Raw genomic sequence first — 4,042 nt, forward strand, 5'->3', positions numbered from 1 at the left:
CCACGGGCTCATCGGCACCAAGGTGCGTCGGCGTCCAACCGTGGCGACCACCCCACCACTGTGACCCGACACCCGCCCGACGACAGCCCCCAGCAATCTTTTACTACCCAGGTGCGGCGAAGCCGCCGAGAAGCTCAGCCACCGTCACCTCAGCCACCGGGCGTTCAGGCCGGCCAGGTGGCCGAGGTGACCTGGCCCCCGCGCACGACCACGTCGAGGTGGACATCGTCGGTGCCCTTGGGCACCAGGGCGTAGCTGCCCTCGTGCAGCGCGGGGAAGACCAGCGACGGCAGCGTGCCGCCGCCCGCCACCGGCCGGTCGACCACCGCCACGTGCGGCCGGTGGTGGCCGGGCGCCTCGCGCCCGGTCACCACCTCGACCTCCTCGCCGACCATGCCCCGTGGCATGGTCACCACGAGCGCGCCGACCTCACCGCCGATGTCCAGGAGCACCGCGCCCTGGCCCGCGAATGGGTTCTCCGGGTGCGGACCTTGGTCGTGGTGGTGGCCGTCCATCACGCGCTCGTGGTGCCGGGCTGGGTCTGGTAGCCGCCCCCGGGCAGGCCGAGGTACGGGAACGTGCCCAGCAGGGCCGCGTTGGTGTTGCTCGTGCCGTCGGTCACCACGCTGGCCGCTCCGTCGGGTGTGAACGACGGGTCCACCAGCGGGATCGTCAGCCCGGCCACCGCCCGCAGCTCGATGGTCACCACGTCGTCCTCGAGCCGGCGACCGTTCGGGAAGCCGGCGGCGTCGCCGGCGACCAGCCCGAGCGGGTTGGGGTTCGCGGTCGGCGCGATGGCCATGTTGAGCCGGAGCATGTCCGCCTTGGTCGGGCCGGTGAAGTTCTGGAACCCGGGCACGACTCCGGCGGGGATGCCGGTGTGCAGGATCGCTTGGAGGTCCGCCCGCGGCTTCTTGTACGCCGCCAGGTTCGGGAACACCCCGGGGTAGAGCACCGGGAGCAGCTTCGCCAGCTCCGGGCTGGTCACGTACTGGTCGAACGCGGAGTCCTTCCACGGCGGACGGGCGTTCCACCGGTCCTTCTGCGCCATCGGGATCAGCACCTCGTTGACCAGCGGGTTGCCCAGCCGCGAGACCTGCTTCCAGGGCCCGTGCCCGACGACCTTGCCCCGCCGGGCGTCCCAGACCGTCGACTTCTTGCGGCTGGCGCTGGACCAGACGCCGATCACCGACTTCGCGGACATCGGGTCGGTGGGCATCGACCCGTCCCGCGTCAGCTCGCGCTTGGGGACCTGGATCGCGATCGTGTGCACGTTGCAGGCCTGCAGCCCGTTGACGCCGGCGGCGTCGGGGATCGAGATCAGGTGCAGGTGGTTCACCGGCCGCAGGGCCCCGAGGTCGAAGACGCTGCCGAGGTCGACGTGGAAGGCGTCGGCCCGCTGTCCGGCGAACACCCGCCGGCCCCCCGGGATCGAGTGGTAGGTCTGCGCCGCCAGCGCCGCGTAGTTGGGCGTGCTGCGGACCCCGACGTTGACCGGCGGGCAGGGCAGGTGTTCGGCCAGCGTCTTGGTCCTGCCGTCGGCGATCCTCCGCACGGTGTAGTGCTGCGGCCGGTTCCAGCTCGCCGACTTCACCGAGGTGATCGGGCCGGTGTTGTAGAGGAACGTCGACGGGTTGCGGACCTGGGTGCTGAAGTCGAACTGGTAGGTGATGTCCGCGCCGGCCTTGCCGCGGTTGGATATGTGGATCTCGTAGACCACGTCGTCGCCGAACTCGTAGAAGTTCGGGCCGCCGTCCGGCTTCTGCAGCGGGATGTAGTTGGCGATCAGCGTGACCGTGTCCGGGCGGTCGGGGCTGACGAAGGCGTAGACGTCGGTGCTGTCGGCCACCGGGTCCTTGCTGATCTCGGGTGCTTCGCGGTGTGACGACATCTCACTTCCCTCCTGCCGCGTTGAGGATCCGGGCGACGAGGTCGTGGTCCTCCACGATCACCTCGCGCTCGCCGACCATCAGGTGCAGGACGCCCGCCTCGGGCTCCGGCACGTAGGCCACCACCGGCTCGGTGGCGGCGTTCTTGCGGCGTGTGGTCGCGGCCTGCGCCGTACCTCCTGCCACGCCGACGACCGCGACGCCGGCCACACCGGCCCCGGTCGCGGCGAGGAACTTCCGTCTGCTCGTCTCGGACATCTTGGTGCTCTCTCCCTGTCGACCGGCTCGGTGCGAGCCGGGGTCAGGAGGTCTTCGGAGTCGGGACGGGCGTGGATGGGCGAGGACCGGACGCGCCGTCCACAGTCTGGGACCCCCGGTTTCCGCCGGAGGCGCCCCGGGCACCGGACCAGTGTCGGCAGCGACCCGGTCGAGATCGTCAGTCCACGGGTCGGCTGCGACCGGTGGCCTGTCTCGTGGCCGGTCCGGAACGGTCCGGGGCGGGTCCTGTCGCCCGTCGTGGGCTCGTCGGTGGGCGCAGAGGGGATCGAACCCCCGACCGCTGGTTTGTAAAACCAGAGCTCTACCGCTGAGCTATACGCCCGTCGCGGCAGCACAGTACGGGAGCCCCCGGGAGAGCCGGAAAATGCCCGGAGATGAAAGTTGAGCCGCTGGCGTCTCGGGTCACCAGCGGCTCAACGGGGTAGAAGTTACTGCCCACATCGCCGCCGCCACAAACCTTCGAATGGATTACTTCTCAACTGGTCCAGACCACTGGTCCACACCGCCCGAACGGGCGATCCGCGGCCCACGGGCGCCGCGACCGAGAGGCGGCTCAGGCCAGGGCCTGCAGCTGGCGCAGGTGCTCGCCGAGGTCGCGGCCGTCGGGGTTGGCGTTGTGCACCGACCACCTGACCAGCCCCTCCTTGTCCACGACGTACGACGAGCGGCGGGCCGAGCCGGTGCGCTCGTCGAAGACCTCGTAGGCGCGGCAGACCTCGCCGTGCGGCCAGAAGTCCGAGAGCAGCGGGAAGTTGAGCCCGTCGGCGTCGGCGAAGGCGCGCAGCGCGTAGACCGGGTCGCACGAGATCGCCAGCACCTCGGTGTCGAAGGTGAGGAAGTCCGCGAGCCGGTCCCGGATCCCTGCCATCTCACCGGTGCAGACGCCCGAGAACGCGTAGGGGTAGAAGAGGATCGCGACCGCCTTCCGGCCGCGGAACGACGACAGCGTGACGTCCTGGCCGAACTGGTCGCGGAGGGTGAAGTCGGGCGCCGGCCCGCCGAGCTCGAGTCCACTCACGGCTGGTCCGCACCTGTCGTGTCGGCGCCCGAGCCGGCGTCGTACTCCACCAGCTCGCGCTTGAGGACCTTGCCGGTCGCGTTCCGGGGCAGCTCGTCGAGGATGACGATCTCACGCGGCACCTTGAACCGCGCCAGGTTGTCCCTCACGTGCGCCTTGAGCTCCTCCTCGCTGGCCGAGGCGCCCTCGCGCAGCACGACGAAGGCGCGCAGCCGCTGGCCGAAGTCGTCGTCGTCCACGCCGATCGCGGCCACCTCGACCACCGCCTCGTGGCGGGCCAGGCTGTCCTCCACCTCCTTGGGGAAGACGTTCTCGCCGCCGGAGACGATCATCTCGTCGGCCCGGCCGTCGATGAACAGCAGACCGTCGGCGTCGAAGTGCCCGACATCGCCGGTGCACACGAGGCCGTCGACGGTCTCCTTGCCACCGCCGTCGGTGTAGCCGGAGAAGCTCAAACCGTTGCCCGCGAAGATCGTGCCGGGCCGTCCTGGCTCGGTGACGGGTCGGCGGCTTTCGTCGTACAAGGCGATCCGGCAACCCACGAGCGGACGGCCTACGGTGCCCGGAGCGCGGCGCAGCTCGGCCGGTGTCGCGACGGCGGCGTTGGCCACTTCGGTGGAGCCGTAGACGTTGTAAAGAACGTCGCCGAACGCCGCGGCCACTTGGCGGCACAGATCGGGTGGCAGCACCGAGCCGCCGCACACGATGATCCGCAGCGACGACGTGTCGTACGCCGACAGAGCCTCGCGGCCGAGGCCGACGAGCCGCTGCAGCACGGTCGGTACGACGATGAGCGTGTCGGCGCGGTGCTCGGCGACGTCGGCGAGCACCCGCCGAGCCTCAGTACGCCGTCGCA

The 4,042-nt window shown here is 70.6% G+C and carries 5 protein-coding genes and 1 tRNA gene; all 6 read right to left on the reverse strand.

The window, feature by feature from the left end; genetic code table 11:
- Window positions 1-164: 164 nt before the first annotated feature.
- Window positions 165-515, reverse strand: a complete 351-nt coding sequence (locus VFV89_RS03090) for a hypothetical protein (RefSeq protein WP_329704435.1) — start codon at window positions 513-515, stop codon at window positions 165-167.
- Complete coding sequence (locus VFV89_RS03095; RefSeq protein WP_329704436.1) at window positions 515-1,891, reverse strand: DUF4331 domain-containing protein; 1,377 nt, start codon at window positions 1,889-1,891, stop codon at window positions 515-517. The genes VFV89_RS03090 and VFV89_RS03095 overlap by 1 nt, the downstream gene beginning before the upstream one ends.
- 1 nt (window position 1,892) lies before the next feature.
- Window positions 1,893-2,147 carry a hypothetical protein gene (locus VFV89_RS03100; protein ID WP_329704437.1) on the reverse strand — a complete coding sequence of 85 codons (255 nt, stop codon included), beginning with the start codon at window positions 2,145-2,147 and terminating at the stop codon, window positions 1,893-1,895.
- A 271-nt stretch (window positions 2,148-2,418) separates the two neighbouring features.
- Window positions 2,419-2,490, reverse strand: a tRNA-Val gene (locus VFV89_RS03105).
- 231 nt (window positions 2,491-2,721) lie between these two features.
- Window positions 2,722-3,186 (reverse strand): peroxiredoxin, encoded by a 465-nt coding sequence (locus VFV89_RS03110; RefSeq protein ID WP_329704438.1) that lies wholly within the window; start codon window positions 3,184-3,186, stop codon window positions 2,722-2,724.
- Window positions 3,183-4,042 (reverse strand): AMP-binding protein (locus VFV89_RS03115; RefSeq protein ID WP_329704439.1); only part of this gene is annotated, 860 nt, incomplete at its 5' end. The genes VFV89_RS03115 and VFV89_RS03110, both read right to left, overlap by 4 nt.

The organism is Nocardioides sp. (assembly GCF_036274455.1).
Lineage (GTDB): Bacteria > Actinomycetota > Actinomycetes > Propionibacteriales > Nocardioidaceae > Nocardioides.